Origin of the sequence: Gracilibacillus saliphilus (assembly GCF_010994085.1) — a bacterium.
Taxonomy (GTDB): Bacteria; Bacillota; Bacilli; order Bacillales; family Amphibacillaceae; genus Gracilibacillus; species Gracilibacillus lacisalsi.
The window spans coordinates 1-17,855 of record NZ_WJEB01000008.1; the positions used below are offsets into that span (position 1 = coordinate 1).

Genomic DNA, 17,855 nt, shown 5'->3' on the forward strand with positions numbered 1-17,855 from the left:
TCTGCGCAAATTTTATACTTTCCTTATATATATAAAAAGAGTCGGACAACATGCCGCGACTCCAATTCTTTCATATGGCTGACGTATTAGTAGATACAAACTGCGAAGTAATGAAAGTTCTGGCTGAAGTAGCGTGGTAATTAGATGTGCGGTCATCTAAGAAATAATTTTGAAATATATCGTGATGACGTGATGATAACTACCACTCCGGCTGCCCACTTCCCTTTCCGTGGGGTTTACTTTTTCGAGCCAAAACCGCTCGAAAAAGTGGATCTTCAGGTCAAACAATTCCCACAGGAGTGGAAGTGGACGGCCTTCGTTAAAATATGCTCCACAACACTAATCAGAAATCAACCAGTCCATTTCTCCACCATATGTAGCGTAGGGTACGACTATGCTAAAGGGGCATTCACACCCAATTAGTACTGTAATAAAACAGAAAATTTTAGTTCCATGAGTTCATTCCTTTCTATAATCAGATAACAAAAATAGCGTAGGCAGAATACGGACACTCCTGTGGGACAGCGAGAGCTGAAGATCCACTTTGCAAAGTGGTTTTCTTTGCAAAGTTAGCTGAAGCCGAGCCCACGGAAAGCGCAGTATTCTGCCGGAGCGTATAGCAGCACTCATCAAAATGCAGTACGGGAAGAGAGTGAATCCATGTCTTAGTTACTTCGCAGTTTATGTATTTTGTGCTTGACTATTTATAAAAGAAAAAACTACTAAGTGAAGCTCACTTAGTAGTTTTTCCTCTTTCTATTCTAATATTATGCACGGGAGACGTATTTGCCGTCTGCGGTGGAGATTACTAGTACATCTCCTTCATTAACGAAGAAAGGTACCTGAACGGTTAAACCCGTTTCTAAGGTTGCTGGCTTGGTTCCGCCGCTTGCTGTATCACCTTTTATTCCAGGCTCTGTTTCTGTTACAGTAAGCTCAACGTTATTAGGTAAGTCTACCCCGATAGTTTCTCCTTCGTATGTTAAAATGTTAACTTCCATGTTTTCTTTAATAAATTGCAATTCGCGTTCAATCTGATTTGCTTGTAATTCTGTTTGTTCAAATGAGTTGGTATCCATAAAGGTATGAGTATCACCAGAACCATATAAGTATTGCATCTTTCTATTTTCGATATGAGCTCTATTTACTTTCTCTCCACCTCGGAATGTCTTTTCCTGAATACTACCATTTCGGAGGTTACGTAATTTGGAACGCACAAAAGCAGCACCTTTACCAGGTTTTACATGCTGGAATTCCATTACTTGCCAAATACCTCCATCTACCTCAATGGTGAGTCCTGTTCTAAAATCATTAACTGAAATCATCAAATTCCTCCTCAAAAATGTTTACGATACTGATAAGCGAATTAAGTCTTTCGGTGAATGAGTTAGCCGTTCATTGCCATCTTCCGTAATTACAATGTCATCTTCTATACGGCATCCCCCAACATTAGGTACATAGATTCCCGGTTCAACTGTTACCACCATGCCTTGTTCAAGCACTGCATCTGAACGGAACGACAAACCTGGCATTTCATGTACATCTAACCCAAGTCCATGACCTGTTGAGTGACCAAAGTATTTACCATAGCCTTTTTGATCAATATGATCTCTAGTTAAGGCATCAGCTTGTTTAGCAGTTATTCCCGCTTTTATTCCTTCTACACCTTTTAACTGTGCTTCAAGAACTGTTTGGTAGATCATCTCTAATTCTTCTGATATATTCCCAACGGCTAGTGTTCTAGTAATATCGGAAGCGTATCCTTTATACATGGCACCAAAGTCCAATGTTACCAATTCACCAGACTGAATTTCTTTTGCCGATGCTACACCATGCGGCAATGCAGATCGGTAACCGGAGGCAACGATAATATCAAAGCTAGATGATGTTGCACCTTGCTTTCTCATAAAGAACTCTAATTCATTAGAGATATCGATCTCTTTTACTCCCGGTTTTATGTATTTTAAAATATGGTCAAACGCATCATCGGCAATTTTACAAGCATCTTTTATTATATTAAGCTCATCTTGATCTTTAATCAAGCGTAATTTCTCAATTAACCCATTTGAAGGAATCAAGTTTGCTTTGATTGATTCATTATATTTTTCATATAAACCATATGTCAGGTCATCTTTTTCAAATCCAACCGTTTTGATTTGTAATGACTCTACTAATTCCGCTATGGTGTCTTGAATTGGTCCTTTATGTTCTTTAATATCAAATCCTTTAACCTGATCACTGGCTTGCTCCATGTAACGGAAATCAGTAACAAAGATTGCATCACTACTAGTTACAAGTGCTACACCTGCAGTACCTGTAAAACCCGTAATATATCGTCTATTAATCGGACTGGTTATTAATAATCCATCGATATTTGCTTGCTTTATTACATTTTTTAATTTCTCAAGTCTCTTCATCCCTAACTCCCTTTCTATCGAATATTTTCTAAGAAATACATTGCTGCTAATTGATATCCTTTTGTACCTAAGCCAACAATTTGACCGCTACAGACAGGAGCTAACATGGAAGTTTGACGGAATGACTCTCGCTTATGTACATTTGATATGTGTACCTCAATAACTGGAATAGTAATGGAACTAATAGCATCTCTTAGCGCAATGCTAGTATGTGTATACGCCCCGGGATTAAATATAATGCCATGATATTTTCCTTCTGCCTCATGTATCCAGTCAATTAATTCACCTTCATGATTGGATTGCTTGGCATCTAAATGAACTTGATAAGGTTCCATTACGCCTCGTACTTTATTCTCGATATCCTGTAATGTTTCATTACCATACAGATCAGGTTCTCGTTTTCCTAAACGATTTAAGTTCGGTCCATTTAATAAAAGTAACTTCCCCATTTCCTTCACTCCATCTCCACAAGCTTTCTTCACCATCTTAACATAGTTGGTTAATTATTTTCACCTATATGTTGCTGATAAGCAAAAGAAATAGAATATACAATAAATACACTATATAAAATGAATAAACAAACAGTAGTCACCACAGTATCACTATCTAACTCAAAAAACGGTGGTATATTTGTAAAAATCGGTTCCAACAACCAAAAAACAATAAACCATAAAACAATTCCAGCTAATATGCCTGGTAACACACCTGGAAATTTTTTCAGTAAAACATAATATAATAATGCTAATCCTATGGATATTAGACTGATAATCAATATGGAAATAAATTGGCCTAACCATTGATCTGACCATGCTGACTGTAACCAAGGTCGTAATATTAAACTCTTCGGAGTTACTTCTGTAAAGTTAAAGTAACCTGCAATGGCAGCAATTGTTCCCCAGATAAGCCCCCCAAAAAAACCGATACTAATAGTTTTGGGAATTAATGAAGTTTTTTCTTGTTTATTTTCTTTAAGATAGACACGTCTCAATATAATCACCTCAAAAAATAGGCTAACCAAAATCAACTTTTTCATGCTAAATGTACTTAAGATCTAGTTATTTTGCTATTTTTCTAATACAATAAAAATAAAGCGCTTTAATATCATTGTTTCAAGTATTTAAAAAAATTTTGTATAAAATCCAACAAATAACGGGTATAACTATAGAAAGGACTTTAAATCGTGTATACTTTTATGTAAAGGAGGAAGCTTAAATGAATCGAAACATAGGTTCTATCGTTGTTTATGCATTAATCGGATTAGCTGTGTTCGGTTTTATCTCTTTCTTAATTACTGACACACTCGGTTTACTTAAATTCCTATTTATATCCTTGTTAATCGGTGCAGCCATTTTTGGTTTAGTGTACTTCTTCTTTCTAAGAAGACGAACACCTAATGAACTGAGAAAATACCGAAAAGCTGTGAAACAATCGAAACAAAAATATAAATATCAGCATCAAAATAAGCACACGCAACCTAGTCCAATCAAACAAAATATCTCAGTGAAGAAACCAAATCGACCATTAAAAACTAGAAAAAATCACACTCACTTGAGAGTGATTGAAGGAAATAAGCAAAAGAAAAAGAACAGAGCGTCGTTATAATGCGCTCTGTTCTTTTCTATAGGGACCACTTAGATAAAAACTTGATTGTCCTCTGGTACCCTAATTCCATTAATTCCTGTTTTTTTTCTAATGATATATTAAATTCAGTAGCACTTACATCATCAATTGGAAAAAACAAAATATCTTTCGCTACATTTTCTGAAATGTATCTCGTGTCATATGCTTTTCTCATCGTACCTATTACCGCCTTTAACATATCCACAGCATTATTAATTTTGTTATTGTAATAATATTGCGCAGGATCTGTTAATTGTAAACCTAGAATTGGGCGATCACGTTTTCCATTATCTCGTTCGAATAACCATAAGGGGAAATTACTTGAAATCATGCCATCGACAACAATACTTTTCTGTCTTGTGAGGGGATTGATAATTTTAGAAGGTCGAAAAAAATATGGTATGGAGATACTGCTACGAACAGCTTTGGCGATGGGAAAATAACCAGCATCAATATGGTAATTTTTTTTCAGATCATCCGGAAAGACTACAACACGATTTAATGTTAAATCTGCTGCAACAATCTTCAATTTATCTGAAGGAAGATCTGAGAAAGATGTCAAACCTTTTTCCATCAGTTTTACATTTAACCAATCTTCAAAATAATTTCCTCGATATAACCCCATGGTGTTATATAATGTTAGCCATTTTAAAAAAGGAAACCTGCTACTCCATTTCGATTGATCAAGGAAATTTTCAAGTGGCAAATGCAAAAAAATTTCTTTCATTTCTTTTGCTGTAAAACCAGCCGCAATAAACGTAGCAAATAGGGCTCCAGCAGATGTACCAGCTACTCTTTCAAATTGTATGTTTTTTTCATCGAATGCTTGGATCGCCCCTAAAAATGCAAAGGCTTTAACACCCCCACCTGAGAAAACACCATCAATTTTCATGACATCACCCTATCTAACCGGTATCACATTATATATATACATCTGTACCAGTAGATAGAACTTGATAATCTAGTCCTTTTTTGACTGAAATTCCCTTAATTCTTTTGCTCGTTTAGGATTTTCTAAAAATTGTACTACATTACCAATGCGATCAATTGAATTCCAGCTCAAGTGATGCTCAATTCCTTCAACGTCGGTATAAATATTTTCTTCATCAACACCAATAATTCTAAGAAATTTTTCCAACAATTCATGTCGATATACTAATCTTTCTCCTACTTTTTTACCCTTTGAGGTTAAGATCAGCCCTTGGTATTTTTCATAATTTAAATAGTCATCCCGGTCTAGCTTTTGCACCATTTTCGTCACAGATGACGGCTGTACTTGTAAAGCTTCAGCTATCGCAGATACTCTTGCATATCCTTTTGTTTCCATTAGTATATAAATCTGTTCTATGTAATCTTCCATTGTCGGTGTAGGCATATACATCCTCCATTACTATATATATTATGTAAATAAAAGCATACAATAGAATGACAGGTGAGACAAGACATCTTTCTAAAAATCCTTAAGTTCAAAATTTTTTTCTTTATTTCACACTATTAAATGGTATAATCCTTTTTAGAGGATTTAATAGAAGAACATTGGGGGATTCAAAAAATGACAGAATTATACATTCTTATCGGTATACTAATTGCCTTTATTTTATTTACCGTATACCGCTATTTTAAACAAAAAAAGATACTAAAAGCCCTAACGGAAAATGAATTTCGTGAAGGTTATCGTAAAGCCCAGCTTATTGATGTGAGAGAACCGAAGGAATATGATGGTGGGCACATTCTTGGTGCTAGAAACATACCATTAACTCAATTAAAACAGCGTTTAACAGAGCTGAGAAAAGATAAACCTGTTTACTTATACTGCCAGAATGGTTCACGCTCCATGAGAGCAGCATTAATTCTTGATAAACAAGGATATAAAGACCTCTATCAGTTACAAGGCGGATATAAAAAATGGACAGGTAAAATTAAGAAAACAAAAAAATTAGATTATTAAGCAAAAGTCGAGTTCCCACACTCGGCTTTTTAATATTCATATTAAAACCCTCTCCATACCAAACAGTATCCATAAACTGCGAAGTAACTTTCTTGAGGTTCTGCTCTGTTCATCCTTCCGTAGAGAGTACACCGTATACCGCTCCGGCAGAATACTGCGCTTTCCGTGGGCTCGGCTTCAGCTAACTTTGCAAAGAAAACCACTTTACAAAGTGGATCTTCAGCTCTCGCTGTCCCACAGGAGTCTCCGTATTCTGCCTACGCTATTTTTGTTCTGTGATTATAGAAAGAAATGAACTCATGGAACTAGACTTTTCTTTTGTCACAGTGTTAATCGGCGGTAAATGCCCCTTTAGCATAGTCGCACCCTATGCTACATATGGTGGAGAAGTCGACTGGCTGATTTCGAATAAGTGTTGTGGAGCATAGCCTAACGAAGGCCGCCCAATTTCACTCCTGTGGGAATGGTTTGACCTGAAGATCCACTTTTTCGAGCGTTTTTTGCTCGAAAAAGTTAGCTGAAGGGCAAACCCCACGGAAAGGGAAGTGGGCAACCGGAGTGGCGGTTATAATCACGATATATGTCAAAATGTCTTCATAGGTGACTGTGCATTTAGTTTCGAACAAAGGGTATTTTCATTACTTCGCAGTATGTATCTGGTGATAAGTATTACTTGATTCATTTCAAAACAACTATTATATTATTTTTCGATTAAGAAATGGTCACTTCTAAACATTTTTACTATATAAGTAATAATTCATTCGATTAGAAATGTATAACTCTCGATAATCTGACCACAATAACAGTACAAATGTATCAATGATAGGATGGGTGTTATGAGTATATCAATTTCAAGAGATGAAACATTTATGGAGGAGTACGAAGAAGCAATCAAAACCCCGTCTCAGTTAGCAGATTGGCAATTATTTAAGCAATCTTATCAAATTGCAGAAACCATGAAAATCCCTAGTTTCAAAGATCTTGTCGCACCTAAGTTTTTACCTCATTTAGAATTTTTACCTCATCAAATAGAATGTGCCGAAAAAGTAATTCAACATATGAACGGCAGAGCCTTGTTAGCTGATGAGGTAGGTTTAGGGAAAACGATTGAAGCTGGTTTGATTTTAAAAGAGTATATGTTAAGAGGCTTAGTTCAAAAAGTGCTTATCTTAGTACCTGCTTCCCTAGTTAATCAATGGGCATTGGAATTGAATCAGAAATTTCTAATCCCTGCAGTGACATCAGGAAAAAGAGTTGATTGGCAAAATACTAATATCCTTATTAGTACATTAGATACTGCTAAATCCCCTAGACATCGCCAAGCCATTCTTGATCAGGATTATGACTTTGTTATTGTCGATGAGGCACACAAATTAAAAAACCATAAAACAAAAAATTTTCAGTTTGTCCAACAATTATCGAAAAAATATTGCTTGTTATTAACCGCTACACCTGTTCAAAATAAATTAACTGATATCTTTAATTTAATCAGTCTATTAAAACCAGGTTACCTTGGAACTTATGAAGATTTTATCCAACAATATCGGGAGCAAAAACGAAAAGTGGATGAAGATCCATATTTGAAACAATTAATTAGTAAAGTAATGGTTCGTAACCGTAGATCAGATACAGGTGTTCATTGGACAAAACGAGAAATCGAAACCATTTGGGTGCCTTTTACAGACCAGGAACTGGATACTTATCATCAGGTTGAGCAATTTTTTAAACATAACACTGCTATATCTTCCATTACGTATGTAAGAGAATTCTGTAGTTCTCGCGAAGCATGTTACCTTTCGATAAAAAAATGGATACAGCAACAGGAAAACATTGACTTGCCAGTAGTAAAAGATTTATTAGCAGCCATTGAGCAACTGCCACATCATGCTAAAGCATTAAAATTAGTAGAGTTAATCAAATCATCTGATGAGAAATTTATTGTATTTACAGAATATCGAGCTACACAAATCTATTTACAGTGGCTTTTACAACAAGAAAAAATTCCAGCTGTCATTTATCGAGGTGGTTTCAAAAAAGGGAAAAAGGATTGGATGCGCCAGTTATTTCAAAATCACGCACAAGTAATGATTGCAACAGAAGCAGCCGGTGAAGGTATTAACCTTCAATTCTGTCATCGTTTAATTAACTATGACCTGCCTTGGAATCCGATGCGTCTTGAGCAAAGAATCGGACGAATTCACCGCTTCGGTCAGGAAAATGATGTAAAAATATATAATTTCGCTTTAAAAAATACGGTAGAAGAACATGTAATGAATTTGTTATACAATAAAATTCAACTGTTCGAGAATGTGATTGGTCACCTAGAACAAATTCTAAGTGATTTAAACCTTCCAAATATGGAGCGTGAAGTGGAACAGATTTTTGAAGAATCTAAATCTGTTGGTGAATCTAAAATCAAATTAGATAATTTAACATCTGTTATTCAATCCTACCAACAAGACAATGAAGCCAAGGAGCATTCACTATGATTACTAATTTACATGATTTCTTACATCAGTACTTTACCATTCATGATTGTGACGTTATTACAGAAAGTAATACAGAAATGACGATAAGACTAACACGTGAACTGGATCAGGTATTAATGAACCGACCCTTTTATTGGCACTATATGGACAAAATCGGACGAGTCGGTGAACCGATGTCCTTGTATTTGGATACTAGCACGAAAAAAAAAGATAATAAAAAAGAGTGGATCCATTTTGGTAGTCCTCGTCTTCAGCAAATATTTCATCATATTAAGCAAAATGCCCGCTTTACGATCCTATATGAAGAAACAAGTGGGGATATTAAAACACCATTACATCCTTGGTTAGTTACTAATATTATGGTGCATTATCGTGGCAAACAAAAGAAAGAATCGATTCATTCAATAGGCCTCCAATTAATTAACGGGATGATGAAAGCAAATATGATGAAACACCTAGATGCATTTACAATGGATCTTAGGATGAGTGATTACAGTTTTACGATCTCACCAATTATTAAACCAGCAAGCGGGTTCAAAAGGATTTTTCATTATTTGGAAAATTCTTTATTAGAAGAAGATATGCAATGGGTCGAGGAATCTAAAAAAGCTTTGCGTGAGGAGATTCAGTTACTGGACTACTTCTTTGATCAACAGGAGGAAAATAAAGAAATACTTGAAAAAGAAAAAGAAAGGCTGACAGAACGTCTAGAGCCTCGTATAGAAATTGAGATTATTAATGCTGGCCTCTTTTATCTTACAGAGAAGTCTAATCAGGCCATTATAAAAGACTAAAACACCAGTAGCACTACTGGTGTTTTAGTCTTTTCTTTTCTGAATCAGTAACCGGAATGCAAATGGAAGTACACCGAACCACTTATTGGAGTACGCTATTTCCTGTTGTTTTCTTGCTTCTTTGAGTTTTTTCCGTTCATCTTTCGGTGTATCCATATACTTCACAATTCTTTGCGTCATGTATTTGACATAATCATTGTTGGACAACAGAATCACACCTTTATCATTTTACTGTCATTTTTTCCAACAACGATTATTTTATACGTTTATTTTTGAAATGATCTCAGCAGCAATCTCTTCTACATTTTTTCCATCTGTATAAATGACGTAATCTGCTACTTCAAGATACTTAGGTAATCGTTTTTCTAGTAGATCTTGTTTATCACGTGACTGATTATTCCAGATTGGACGTGAAACATCATCCCTTAATCGTCGTTCTATCTCCTCCCAGGACGTTTGCAAAAAAACAACTGTCCCATTTAATTGTAACCATTTACGATTCACATCTTTTTCAATAATTCCCCCACCTGTAGCGACAATCGTATTTTCATCATTAGTCATATGTAAAATATTGGTTTCATATTCCCTAAACGTTTCTTCTCCCTTTTCTTTAAAAATGGTTGGTATATTCATTTGATAATGTTCCTCGATCATTTGATCAGTATCTTGTACTGACCACTTTAATGCAGATTGCAGATAAGTTGCAATGCTTGTTTTCCCACTCCCCATAAAACCGACTAAATAAATACTTTTCATCTTCACGTCCTCCAAATTTTTTCTAAAATTTTTTATATTATGCAGGAATTAACCAATTGCTGTCGAATATAAGTATTGTACCATGATAAAAAATGGAGGTGAATAATTATTTGAATAAAGCTTCAGCCATTTCCAATCGAATTCTCCAGGCTGCAATCGAGGCTCAAGCTTCAGATATCCACTTTATTCCCCAACCTGATGATATCCATATCTTTTTTCGTTGTAATGGTAAACGAACCTTTCATACTTCTTTAGCAAAGAAGCAATATATGATGATCATTGCTTATTATAAGTTCACAGGAAAAATGGATATTGGTGAAAATAGAACTCCGCAGCAAGGAGCGATTCACTATCAATACCAAGGTCAAGCATACTCATTGCGTCTATCTACATTACCTGCTAATAACTTAGAAAGCCTAGCTATCCGCATCTTACCCCAACAAAATATCTATTCCTTAGATCAATTGTTTTTGTTTCCGCAACAACTTCAGATCATTCAAAGTTGGTTACATTTTCAATCTGGACTGATTTTACTAACTGGCGCTACCGGTTCAGGAAAGACAACAACCTTATATGCAATAATCAAAGCATTCATGGAGGCAAACCACTATCAGACGATAACATTAGAAGATCCAATTGAAAAACCATTAGAGAACGTCTTGCAAGTGCAAATCAATGAAAAAGCTGGCATGACTTACGATACGGGTTTAAAAGCGGCATTACGACATGATCCAGATATTATTATGGTTGGGGAAATTAGAGATCAAAAAACTGCTAAATTTGCTTTCCGCGCTTCGAATACAGGGCATTTAGTTTTATCAACATTACATGCCAAAAGTGCACAGGGTACTATTCATCGACTGCTTGAAATGGGGATTAAACCAATAGATATGGAACATAGTCTAGTTGCAGTTGCTTCCATGCAGTTAGTATCTCTTGATTTAATCAAACGACCAAATCAACGAGCAGCAATATTAGAGATTTTGGATGAACAGCAAATTCGTCAAATTCTTCATAAAAAACCGTATGTTGATCTATTTGATTTTGATTATTTAAGGAGAAAAGCCTATGCTTATGGTTTTATCAAAGATCTTTAAGTGGAAACAAAACCTTTCCACAAACGATCAATACCAGATACTGCATCGTTTCGAGCAATTATTTCACCATGGGTACAGTCTTAATGATGCTTTGGATGTATTAATGTGGGACAAACAATACACAACGATTGTGACTACGATCAAATTAGCTTTACAACGCGGAGAAACTTTTATTGAAACGTTAGAACAAGTAAGATTTAACCCAGTGATAATTAGTTTCTTAAACATTTCCATCCAACACGGTAATCTTTCAGAAGGATTACAGAACTGTTGTCAAATGCTTAAACAACGAAAAGAATTTCTATCGAAACTGAACAAACTTTCACGTTATCCACTTTTTCTCTTCCTTTTCTTTCTATTGATTCTTTACTTTATGAAGCATTCGATCTTTCCATCCTTTTCACAATTACTCGGCGCCAATACGAACATGAACAGTGTTTTTCAAAATGCTGAGATAGCTATCAACATGATATATTATAGTACGATCACGACTTTATTATTAGTCATTTTTCTAACCGTTTGCAGCATCACGATGAAACAAATACTAACGATCGAATCAAAGGTCCAACTTATTATCCGAGTCCCGATTTACAACAAATATAAGCGAATGCAAATTACTTATCTGTTTGCTACCCACCTTTCCAGCATGTTAACTAGTGGACTCACCATTAAAGATAGCTTAGAAGTGATTAAATCAGAACAAAAAGCCGATTTCATTTATTATTATGCTTCATTGATTAATGATCATTTAGCAAAAGGATATGACTATTCTACGATATTACCCCAATGTCAATTGTTACAAGGTCAACTTTCTCAAATCATGTCGAAAGATCGAAATCAAGACCAACTTCAAAAAGAACTCCATCTATACGCAGAACATCTCATTTTATCAATTGAAAGTTACTTAAAAAAGTGGATAAGCTTTTTGCAACCATTTTTACTTAGCATTTTAGCTATATTTATTATCTTTGTTTACTTAGCTTTAATGCTACCGATGTTTGATTATATGAATTCTATGTAAAAAAGGAGAAGAAATAAATGAAAAATAATAAAGGATTTACCTTGATTGAAATGCTAATTGTCTTAGCAGTGATAAGTATCCTGTTAATTTTGTTTATTCCTAACCTAGCAAGTAAAAGTGAAAATATTAGTGAACAAGGTTGTGAGGCATTGTTAAATGTATGAACAATGACGATCAACCTTTAATACTAAGTTATCACTATTTTCCAGCTAAGTCAAATGTAAATGGTAACAAAGCATAATCCGTTTTATCTTTGTGTATTTCATCATCCAATAGTAAGGTCGGAGTTTTTAACTCAACTAAAGCCTCCCTATGTGGAAGTATGTGTATTTTATGAATCAAACTTATAACATCATCATAAGAAAACGTTTGTTTCTTACTAAATTTTTCTATTTCTTTGAATTTTTCTATATAGTATCTCTTTTTATTTTCAATTTCTAATGTGTTATATTCCAACATTGATGTTTCTAAAGCTACCTTTTCTGCTTCAATTTGGTCAATTTTTTCAAACATCACCTTATGTACTGACTCTGATACACCACCAGCAATACTATTGGTAATATTATTTATTTGCTCATCTAATTGATCAATTTTCGATCTAATTTCCGCTTTTTCTTCATCGCTATTGAGTATTTTACCGTCCAACTTATTCAATATATTTTTCAAAGCTTGCTCTTCTTCATGAATTCTGATCGTATTAAATTTTCGATGTAGATTTTCACCAATTTTAGTTAACTCTCTTACTAATACTTTATGTGAAACCCCTTTATTGTCACACTTACCATCAGCTATTGTTTTATATCTTCTGTTTCTGCATATATAGAAATACTCGGTTACAGTCTCACCGTCTCTTACCTTTTTATTGCTTGTTCTAACCAGATCAGCGTGACATTTACCGCAGAATAACTTCATGTAAAATTCACTTTTTGGCTCTTTTTTCCCTTTTGGGAAGTTATTCTTAATATTCTTCACCCTGTCCAATCTAATTTTTTGTGCACTATCAAATAACTCAGGTGATACAATAGCAGGAATAGCATTATGATTATAATTCCATTCACTCTCTGGCAATGTAACCCTTTTGTGAGTTCCTGTAATATCTGTGTATGTCTCCCTGTTAGTAATTACTAAACCTTTGTATTTTTCATTTTTTATAATCCTTATTACTGTGTTAGGTGTGAAATTTTTGTTTGTTTTAGTTTTAAAGTTTTTTTGATTACAAATATCAGCTATAGCAGTAGTGCCTAATTTATGATTTACATAAAGGTCAAAAATATATCTAACGATCTCAGCTTCTTTCTCATCTATTTCATACTCTTCTGTATCATGATTCTTTTTATACCCTAATAAAGGTTTGGACATGTGAAATCCACCTTTACTGTATTTAATTTGGTATGCTTTCTTTCCTTTTATGCTTCTGTCAATTGATTCTTGTTGTGCAAAGGTCAATAATAAATTAAATCTGAACTCCCAATCGCTGTCTTTAGTAGTGAATCCCATATTCTCGAAAATTATATATACACCGTTTTCTCTTAATAACTTGGCAATTATGCCGGCATCAGTATTTCGTGCAAACCTTGAGACATCCTTTAAAATAATCCAATCAAATAAAGGTTCTCTATCTGATGTGTCAAATTCCAATAGCCTTGAATTCTTTTTTTCTGACATATCTAATCCAGCATCATGTAACATTTTCAAAAAATATTTTCGTTTAGAACTTGTACCTGTCAAACCCTCATCAAAGTATATGTTAACTAATTCAAATCCTTTCTCTTTGGCATATTGAGAATAATACTCTTTTTGGGATTTAATACTTGATTTCTGGTGTTCTTGATTAGTGCTTACTCTGGCATAAACTACAGCACGTTCCTTTTCACCCAATTAGTTGCACTCCTTTTCAATAAGTTAATGATTACTAAATCAAGTATATCATAAACTAATAAATATGAGGTAGTTTTAACAATTTATAACGCAAACAAATGTTCTTGTATAATTTATAGATATAAAATAATATAGGTATGAGGTGATAATAATGATTGGCGATAGAGGAAATAAAAAATGGACTTCTCTTATGTTGCCTGAACACGTTGAACGGTTACAAGATTTCTTTAAAGAGGAAGAAAAGCAAATCGATAAGCCTATTTTATCTGAGGATCAATTAGAGGAAATACAAAGGGTATTAAATGAAGCGTTAGAATATGAGTTAAAAGTTATCCTAAAATATTATCAAAATAAGCAAATACATCATGTGATAGGTAAAATCTATATGTCAAACAATGGTAAAATGAAAATGATAATGAATGATGGTATAATTTATTTTACATTGGATGATATTGTTAATGTTGAATTGGAATAGGAGAAAATTATATGAGTCTTAAATCAAAGATTTATAAAATATTGAGAATATGGAATGATGTGGACGCTGTAAGAAAAGGAAGAGTTGGAAAGCGTGTTGGAAGACGTGTTTCGGGGAAAATTGCAGGGAAAACAATAAGAAAGTTATTTAAATAGACCATTATAAACATGTAAGGAGGTCACTAGAAAATGGAGAGATTAGGAGAAAAAGTTTATTGTGCTTTTTGTGAAAATAAAACAAATCACGGTATAATTTTCACTCATGAAAGAAAATCTAATACATACGATGATTTTCAGTGGCATGAGGAACACCATATTGTGCAGTGTTTAGGATGCGACAATGTAGCGTTTGTAAGACAGTATGGAGATGAAGATATATGGGATTATGATTATAAGGGTGAAAGAATATGGGTAGATGAATTTACTGTCTACCCTGAAGAACCTAGAGACAATGAAGAAATAGATCTAACAATAGATCGCAAACCTATCCAATTCAAGTCAGTGCCCTCTAATATACTAGATTTATACAACCAAATAGTTGAATCTTTTAGTAATCTACATCTTGTTTTATGTACATCCGGACTAAGGACATTAATTGAAGGAATATGTTCTCAACAAAACATTAAAAAGGGATATCTTTATGATGATGACAAAAATAAATTACCTGATCCCAAAGATGGAGTTGTCCGCAAACAAGAAAATTTAGGTGGGCGAATTTTTGGATTATATGAAGAGGGTTATATTTTATTCCAACAAGCATTAATACTTCAAAAGGTAAAAGACTTAGGTAACAACGCAATTCATGATATAGTAACACCTGACATCTATACCATCAATGACATAATAGAGATAGCTGAAAAAGTTATGCATGATATTTATGAGTTAAAAAATCATTCATTGCTACAAAGTGGAGAGCCAAAAAAACCCTATCCAAATTAATGGACAGGGTTAAAGTTATTTCATTTTATATCCCATTTTTTCAAAACCTTTTATTGCTCCATTGATAACGGAATCAACATCTTTTTGAGTCCCATTCATATTGTCAATATTTAAATTTACTGTTAATTCGTTGGTTGTATTATTATTTTGTGTAGTAGTATCATTTGAACTATTTTGTATAGCATCAGAAATTCCATTTTCCATTGATTTCAACATTGTAGAAGGATTAAAAGTATTAGATAACGACTGTAAAGATCCTATAATATCCATATCCATTGTCTTAGCAATCATTTTACCGATCTTACCTAACACAGAATCTTTGAGAGGAATTATTGCTTCACTTCCTGCCTCGCCCACACCTTGTAAACCAGCATTAGCTGTATTAAATATAGTAGGCTTGTTAAATATACCACCTGCTGCATTCCAGTTAACTTTTATTTTTGGAACACTAGGAGGATTAAAGCTAAATTTACCGTCTAAGCTGAATTTCGGTAATTTTGGCATCGATATTTTAGGGAATTTCAATTTCATTCCCGAGAAAAAACCTTTAATCTCGTCTATTGCTGTTTTTACCTTTTCTTTTGCTGTGTCTATTGGTTTCATAATAGCAGTTTTAACTGCATTAAAAATTGTGGTTGCGCTTGATTTTATAGAGTTAAATTTATTTTTTACTGTGGAAACGATATTCCCAAGAACAGAACCAAAGAAATTTGATATATTGTTCCATATATTAGATACAGTGGAAGATATATTATTCATTTGATTTCTTATAGCATCTTTCATGCCTTGAAAATCGCCTTTTACTAATGCTTTTACAAAGTCAAGTGAATTTTTAAAAGTATCTTTGATAAAACTCCAAACTTGTTCGAGGTTCTCCCAAGCCATATTAATGTACTGCCTAATAGCATCTGTAATAGCTTTAAATTTTCCATTTGTTTTCTGGTCAATCCAATCTAATGCGGTTAGGAATATTGTTTTAATACCTTCAAATATGCTAACAAAAAATTCCTTAATGCTTTCCCAAATTTCTATTGTTTTAGCCTTGACCGTATCCCAATTTTTCCAAAGTGCTACACCAGCAGCAACCAAACCTGCAATTACCCCTACTACAATTAAAACAGGCGCTGAAATTGCTCCTATGGCTGCACCAACTGCCGTAAATAAAGGGGCTAATGTGCTGATTGCGCTAACAACAGATCCTATAACAACTAATAAAGGTGGGATAGCGGCAACAACCATACCTATAATTGGTATAACTTTTTGCATGGTTGGACTAAGATTATTGAACCAATTGGACACTTTTTCTACCGCTCCTACTACTTTAGGCAGCCATTCTTCAGCTAGGGTTAAAAGTGTATCGCCTAACGGTTGTAATCCTTCTTGTGCTTTATTTTTTAGTATAGCTAATTTGTCACCAAAAGTTTGAGTCTGTTCAGTATTCTCACTAATTGCCCCTTTGGATTCATCCATTGAAGCACCTGAATTATCCAACTCTATAGATCCATTTCGTATGGCGGTAGTCATTCTTTGTGCGCCTTCTGCTCCAAACACATCTTGTGCAATCGCTAAAGCTTCAGTGTTACTCTCTGCATTTTGCATTTCTGTTATAACACTTTGCAATTCTTCTTTTGAGTTTTTACCTTCTTTTGCCCAATCTCTAAAGGATTTATTTAAACCGGGCATTACTCGACTAACACTAATACCACTTGATTCTAGATTAGCCATTAAATCAGCCGATTCTGCCATATTAAATCCTGCATTCTGTAATACAGAACCATATGTATTTAAATGCCCACTAATTTCGCCTAGTCCTACACCATAATCTTGAGTTAATTTAAACAAATGATCTAATTGATCAGTGCCTTCTTCTGCTGGTATTTGCCATTGTTTTAATGCTTGACCAAAAGCTTCAGAATTAGCAACGCCATCTTCTCCCAAACTATTACTAGCTTCCAACACATTTTGAGTTAATGCTTGAAGGGATTCACCAGTCGCACCTGTTAATGTATTAATCGTAGCTAAAGCATTTGATACCTCATCTGCTGAATTGGGTACAAATTTAAACACTTCGTCAAAATCATTTTTTAATCCATCTAGTGCATCACCTGTTGCACCCGTACCAGTAATAATATTAGAATATGCTTTATCAATATCATTAGCTGCCGCAAATGCCACAGTACCAATGGCTGCTAAAGGTGCGGTTACATATTTTGATGTATTCTTTCCAATATTTTTCATTCCATTTCCAGCTTTTTTCATGTTGGATTGAATTTTATCTTTTAGCTTATTTGATTCGTCACTAGCTGTTTTCATTTTACTTTTAAAATCTGTAATATTAGCCTTTATTTTTGTAACAACAGAATATTCTTTTGCCATTCAACTCACCTTTTGATTTAATCAAAAAAAGGGATGCTCCAAAAAT

At 34.2% G+C, this 17,855-nt stretch carries 20 protein-coding genes; 10 read left to right on the forward strand and 10 right to left on the reverse strand.

Annotation, left to right across the window (positions count from 1 at the left end; translation table 11 throughout):
* Window positions 1–767: 767 nt before the first annotated feature.
* Genes efp through GHT08_RS08980 form a run of 4 tightly spaced genes read right to left on the reverse strand, consistent with a single transcriptional unit; the run spans window position 768 to window position 3,405 of the window.
* Window positions 768–1,325 (reverse strand): elongation factor P, encoded by a 558-nt coding sequence (gene efp, locus GHT08_RS08965; RefSeq protein ID WP_163581092.1) that lies wholly within the window; start codon window positions 1,323–1,325, stop codon window positions 768–770.
* Between the two features lie 21 nt (window positions 1,326–1,346).
* Complete coding sequence (locus tag GHT08_RS08970; RefSeq protein ID WP_163581093.1) at window positions 1,347–2,417, reverse strand: M24 family metallopeptidase; 1,071 nt, start codon at window positions 2,415–2,417, stop codon at window positions 1,347–1,349.
* Between the two features lie 14 nt (window positions 2,418–2,431).
* A complete protein-coding gene (gene aroQ / locus GHT08_RS08975; protein WP_163581094.1) occupies window positions 2,432–2,866 on the reverse strand; it encodes a type II 3-dehydroquinate dehydratase in 435 nt (144 codons plus the stop codon).
* Window positions 2,867–2,916: 50 nt separating this feature from the next.
* The gene (locus GHT08_RS08980; protein ID WP_163581095.1) at window positions 2,917–3,405 is read right to left on the reverse strand and encodes a YqhR family membrane protein; all 489 of its coding nucleotides are present in this window, start codon (window positions 3,403–3,405) and stop codon (window positions 2,917–2,919) included.
* A 224-nt stretch (window positions 3,406–3,629) separates the two neighbouring features.
* Between GHT08_RS08980 and GHT08_RS08985 the strand changes: the two genes are divergently transcribed.
* On the forward strand, window positions 3,630–4,019 hold the full coding sequence (locus GHT08_RS08985) for an MFS transporter (RefSeq protein WP_163581096.1): 390 nt from the start codon (window positions 3,630–3,632) through the stop codon (window positions 4,017–4,019).
* Between the two features lie 16 nt (window positions 4,020–4,035).
* On the opposite strand, the gene GHT08_RS08990 is transcribed toward GHT08_RS08985, so the two are convergent.
* Together GHT08_RS08990 and mntR are read right to left on the reverse strand one after the other, a co-directional pair.
* Complete coding sequence (locus GHT08_RS08990; protein ID WP_163581097.1) at window positions 4,036–4,929, reverse strand: patatin-like phospholipase family protein; 894 nt, start codon at window positions 4,927–4,929, stop codon at window positions 4,036–4,038.
* Between the two features lie 69 nt (window positions 4,930–4,998).
* Complete coding sequence (gene mntR / locus GHT08_RS08995; RefSeq protein WP_018934519.1) at window positions 4,999–5,412, reverse strand: transcriptional regulator MntR; 414 nt, start codon at window positions 5,410–5,412, stop codon at window positions 4,999–5,001.
* 177 nt (window positions 5,413–5,589) lie between these two features.
* Here mntR and GHT08_RS09000 point away from each other — a divergent pair, with 177 nt between their 5' ends.
* The 3 genes from GHT08_RS09000 (at window position 5,590) to GHT08_RS09010 (ending at window position 9,268) form a co-directional block, all read left to right on the forward strand.
* A complete protein-coding gene (locus GHT08_RS09000; RefSeq protein WP_018934518.1) occupies window positions 5,590–5,985 on the forward strand; it encodes a rhodanese-like domain-containing protein in 396 nt (131 codons plus the stop codon).
* Window positions 5,986–6,821: 836 nt separating this feature from the next.
* Entirely contained in the window at window positions 6,822–8,474 is a 1,653-nt protein-coding gene (locus GHT08_RS09005) for a DEAD/DEAH box helicase (RefSeq protein ID WP_163581098.1), read from the forward strand.
* The gene (locus GHT08_RS09010; RefSeq protein ID WP_163581099.1) at window positions 8,471–9,268 is read left to right on the forward strand and encodes a YqhG family protein; all 798 of its coding nucleotides are present in this window, start codon (window positions 8,471–8,473) and stop codon (window positions 9,266–9,268) included. Before GHT08_RS09005 ends, GHT08_RS09010 begins: the two co-directional genes overlap by 4 nt.
* 24 nt (window positions 9,269–9,292) lie before the next feature.
* Here the strand turns inward: GHT08_RS09010 and GHT08_RS09015 are convergent, their stop codons facing one another.
* On the reverse strand, window positions 9,293–9,475 hold the full coding sequence (locus tag GHT08_RS09015) for a YqzE family protein (protein ID WP_163581100.1): 183 nt from the start codon (window positions 9,473–9,475) through the stop codon (window positions 9,293–9,295).
* Window positions 9,476–9,526: 51 nt separating this feature from the next.
* Window positions 9,527–10,024, reverse strand: a complete 498-nt coding sequence (locus tag GHT08_RS09020) for a shikimate kinase (RefSeq protein WP_163581101.1) — start codon at window positions 10,022–10,024, stop codon at window positions 9,527–9,529.
* Between the two features lie 110 nt (window positions 10,025–10,134).
* On the opposite strand from GHT08_RS09020, the gene comGA reads away from it, so the two are divergent.
* From comGA to GHT08_RS09035, 3 genes are read left to right on the forward strand one after another with little or no spacing between them, the layout of a single operon-like run.
* A complete protein-coding gene (gene comGA, locus GHT08_RS09025) occupies window positions 10,135–11,121 on the forward strand; it encodes a competence type IV pilus ATPase ComGA (protein ID WP_163581102.1) in 987 nt (328 codons plus the stop codon).
* Window positions 11,093–12,142 (forward strand): competence type IV pilus assembly protein ComGB, encoded by a 1,050-nt coding sequence (comGB, locus tag GHT08_RS09030; RefSeq protein ID WP_163581103.1) that lies wholly within the window; start codon window positions 11,093–11,095, stop codon window positions 12,140–12,142. Before comGA ends, comGB begins: the two co-directional genes overlap by 29 nt.
* Window positions 12,143–12,159: 17 nt before the next feature.
* Window positions 12,160–12,306, forward strand: coding sequence for a prepilin-type N-terminal cleavage/methylation domain-containing protein (locus GHT08_RS09035; protein ID WP_337747329.1), 147 nt, complete (start codon window positions 12,160–12,162; stop codon window positions 12,304–12,306).
* A gap of 34 nt (window positions 12,307–12,340) precedes the next feature.
* Here GHT08_RS09035 and GHT08_RS09040 read toward each other — a convergent pair whose 3' ends face one another.
* Window positions 12,341–14,020, reverse strand: coding sequence for a recombinase family protein (locus GHT08_RS09040; RefSeq protein ID WP_163581104.1), 1,680 nt, complete (start codon window positions 14,018–14,020; stop codon window positions 12,341–12,343).
* 151 nt (window positions 14,021–14,171) lie between these two features.
* Between GHT08_RS09040 and GHT08_RS09045 the strand changes: the two genes are divergently transcribed.
* The 3 genes from GHT08_RS09045 to GHT08_RS09050 are packed head-to-tail and all read left to right on the forward strand — an operon-like array spanning window position 14,172 to window position 15,433.
* Window positions 14,172–14,495 (forward strand): YolD-like family protein, encoded by a 324-nt coding sequence (locus GHT08_RS09045; protein WP_163581105.1) that lies wholly within the window; start codon window positions 14,172–14,174, stop codon window positions 14,493–14,495.
* An 11-nt stretch (window positions 14,496–14,506) separates the two neighbouring features.
* Window positions 14,507–14,650 carry a hypothetical protein gene (locus GHT08_RS22165; RefSeq protein ID WP_238343533.1) on the forward strand — a complete coding sequence of 48 codons (144 nt, stop codon included), beginning with the start codon at window positions 14,507–14,509 and terminating at the stop codon, window positions 14,648–14,650.
* Window positions 14,651–14,683: 33 nt separating this feature from the next.
* A complete protein-coding gene (locus tag GHT08_RS09050) occupies window positions 14,684–15,433 on the forward strand; it encodes a DUF4145 domain-containing protein (RefSeq protein WP_163581106.1) in 750 nt (249 codons plus the stop codon).
* 15 nt (window positions 15,434–15,448) lie between these two features.
* Here the strand turns inward: GHT08_RS09050 and GHT08_RS09055 are convergent, their stop codons facing one another.
* Entirely contained in the window at window positions 15,449–17,809 is a 2,361-nt protein-coding gene (locus tag GHT08_RS09055; RefSeq protein ID WP_163581107.1) for a phage tail tape measure protein, read from the reverse strand.
* Window positions 17,810–17,855 lie beyond the last annotated feature (46 nt).

Bases quoted from the DNA above. Each gene is read 5' to 3' on its own strand.
- GHT08_RS22165 (WP_238343533.1), top strand. From the start codon at position 14,507: ATGAGTCTTAAATCAAAGATTTATAAAATATTGAGAATATGGAATGAT.
- GHT08_RS09000 (WP_018934518.1), top strand. From the start codon at position 5,590: ATGACAGAATTATACATTCTTATCGGTATACTAATTGCCTTTATTTTA.
- aroQ (WP_163581094.1), bottom strand. From the start codon at position 2,866: ATGGGGAAGTTACTTTTATTAAATGGACCGAACTTAAATCGTTTAGGA.
- GHT08_RS09045 (WP_163581105.1), top strand. From the start codon at position 14,172: ATGATTGGCGATAGAGGAAATAAAAAATGGACTTCTCTTATGTTGCCT.
- GHT08_RS08970 (WP_163581093.1), bottom strand. From the start codon at position 2,417: ATGAAGAGACTTGAGAAATTAAAAAATGTAATAAAGCAAGCAAATATC.
- GHT08_RS09020 (WP_163581101.1), bottom strand. From the start codon at position 10,024: ATGAAAAGTATTTATTTAGTCGGTTTTATGGGGAGTGGGAAAACAAGC.
- GHT08_RS09055 (WP_163581107.1), bottom strand. From the start codon at position 17,809: ATGGCAAAAGAATATTCTGTTGTTACAAAAATAAAGGCTAATATTACA.
- GHT08_RS09050 (WP_163581106.1), top strand. From the start codon at position 14,684: ATGGAGAGATTAGGAGAAAAAGTTTATTGTGCTTTTTGTGAAAATAAA.
- efp (WP_163581092.1), bottom strand. From the start codon at position 1,325: ATGATTTCAGTTAATGATTTTAGAACAGGACTCACCATTGAGGTAGAT.
- GHT08_RS09035 (WP_337747329.1), top strand. From the start codon at position 12,160: ATGAAAAATAATAAAGGATTTACCTTGATTGAAATGCTAATTGTCTTA.
- GHT08_RS09010 (WP_163581099.1), top strand. From the start codon at position 8,471: ATGATTACTAATTTACATGATTTCTTACATCAGTACTTTACCATTCAT.
- GHT08_RS08985 (WP_163581096.1), top strand. From the start codon at position 3,630: ATGAATCGAAACATAGGTTCTATCGTTGTTTATGCATTAATCGGATTA.
- mntR (WP_018934519.1), bottom strand. From the start codon at position 5,412: ATGCCTACACCGACAATGGAAGATTACATAGAACAGATTTATATACTA.
- GHT08_RS08990 (WP_163581097.1), bottom strand. From the start codon at position 4,929: ATGAAAATTGATGGTGTTTTCTCAGGTGGGGGTGTTAAAGCCTTTGCA.
- GHT08_RS09005 (WP_163581098.1), top strand. From the start codon at position 6,822: ATGAGTATATCAATTTCAAGAGATGAAACATTTATGGAGGAGTACGAA.
- comGB (WP_163581103.1), top strand. From the start codon at position 11,093: ATGCTTATGGTTTTATCAAAGATCTTTAAGTGGAAACAAAACCTTTCC.